1 protein-coding gene is annotated in these 2013 nt (G+C 60.6%); it reads left to right on the top strand.

The features are described from left to right. Positions 1 to 159 precede the first annotated feature (159 nt). Positions 160 to 1962: a glycosyltransferase family 39 protein gene (locus NW820_RS02660; RefSeq protein WP_414406616.1), complete on the top strand. Its 1803-nt coding sequence runs from the start codon at positions 160 to 162 to the stop codon at positions 1960 to 1962. Positions 1963 to 2013 lie beyond the last annotated feature (51 nt).

Here is a 2013-nt window from a genome sequence, read left to right as displayed (position 1 = left end):
CCTTTTCTGATCTCCCCTCGCCCCTTGGGAGAAAGACTAGGGGGGAGGGCGCTGACTGAGTTCTGGTTTTGTCGAGCATCTTGCGCCTGGTAGGCTGAGAGGGATCGATTCGTTCCTGATTCCAGTCGTATCGGTTCTATGGCGGTTTGGGATAGGGTGATGACCTCCCGGCATCTGCCCCTGCTGGGATCCGGCCTGGGCCTGGGAATAGCCCTGACTCTCTGGTACGGGCTGTCCGGCTACCACGTGCTGCAGATTGGCGTTTGGTTGCTAGGGATCCTGCTGGTGGGGCTGTACTGGGCGCAGTTTTCCCCGGCTCAACCCCCTTGGGATCCGACGCGGCTGCGCTGGCAACAGGAGCTGTTGCACCTGGGGCTGTTGGTGTTGGTCTTTGCCCCGATCTACCTCTACGACCTGCCCAACATCCCTTTTCAGATCAATACTGACGAGATTGTGATCACCTCCATGGCCCGTCGCGCCTCAGGGGTGCGCTATCCCGATATCTTTGGGCTGATGCCGGAGTATTTCTATTTCCCCCGCTTCATGTTCAGCCTCTTCGGCGGCCTGACGCGGCTGATGGGGGGAGTCACGCTGCTCAATGTGCGCACGGTACATGCCGCCTTCGGGGTCGTCACCATTCTGGTGGCCTACGGGTTTTTTCGGGCATTTTGGGGATCCCGGCTGGCTTTGGCGGGGGCGGCCCTCTTGGGATCCAACCACGCCTTGCTGGGCATCAGCCGCATGGCCATGCGGGAAAACCTGATTGTGCTGGTGGAGTGTGCGGCCCTGGCCTTGCTCCTCAAGGGCGTGCGGGAAAAAAATCCCCTGTTGCTCTATCTGGGGGGAGGAGCGGCGGCTTTCTCCCTCTACGGCTATTTGCCGGGGCGGGTGGTGATCCTGCTGGGGTTGCTGTTTGGAGTTCTGTACCTGCTCCTGGGCCGGGAGGATCTCCGAGGAGAAAACAAGCAAGCTAATCCCCTCTGGGTCCTGGCTAAGCTGACGGTGCCCGCGGCGCTGGGCTTTTTTCTGGTGGCTGGGCCCATTCTGGTGGCCACGGTCACAGCACCTGCGGTGAGCGCCGAGTACTCTCGCCAACAATTTCTCTTTTTCCCGGAAGGGCGGGCGTTACAACAGATGTGGGTGAATGCGGCTACGCCAGAGGAGGCGGTCTGGCGCAACATCTTCAACGGCCTGAGTATGTTCAACGACCCCGGCCAGCACGACCGCGGCTACATCTATCCCAACTACGGCCATGCTTTTGTGGATCCCTTGACGGGGGCTTTGATCTGGCTGGGGCTGGGATCCGGCCTCTACCGCCTTTTCAAGAAGCGCAGCCAGCCCCACGACTGGCTCTGTATCGGCAGCTTCCTATTTCTCTACCTGCTGTTTAGCTTGGCCATCACCAAAGCCCCCAACTACACCCGCCTGCTGGTGATCCTGCCCTTTGTAGCCTATCTAACCTTGGAAGGGATCCAAGTGCTGGCAGGTCTCCTGGAACGCTGGGGATCCCGGGCCGGGAGTTGGCTGCCGGCGGCGGCGATGGCGGGGGCAATCCTGCTGATTGGGGGGTGGAACCTGGCCATTTTTGGAGACTTTGTCCACAAAGGCTGGACGCAGGGCAACGATGTGGGGGCCACCGGGCGCTATGTGGCAGCTCGCCAAATGGATCCCGACTACCGCTTCTATCTGGCGGCTAGCACTGCCTACCCCTATTTCAGCTGGGGGGAACCCCACTATTGGCAAAGCTGGATCCAATTTTTTGCCGGACGGGAACAAAAGGTAGCGGTGTTTTCCCCTGAGGTGTTGCCCATCCAGGCGCTGGAGCCACCGTTTACCCTGTTCATGAACGAGTGGGTATGGGATCAGCAAGGGGCAGAACTGCAACGGCGTTTTCCCAGCGGACGGTTGCACCGGATCCCTGCCGAGCGGGGGCTATGGGCCTTTGAGGTGGCGGATCCCTAGAGCTCCCCCCCTGGTTTGGCCAACCCACTGTTCGCGGGACGGAGTCCTTTC

Origin of the sequence: Synechococcus sp. R55.7, from assembly GCF_047461955.1 — a bacterium.
In the GTDB taxonomy this organism is placed as follows: Bacteria; Cyanobacteriota; Cyanobacteriia; order Thermostichales; family Thermostichaceae; genus Thermostichus.
Note: the sequence above shows the minus strand (reverse complement) of the source record. Positions and strands in the feature narration are given on the sequence as shown.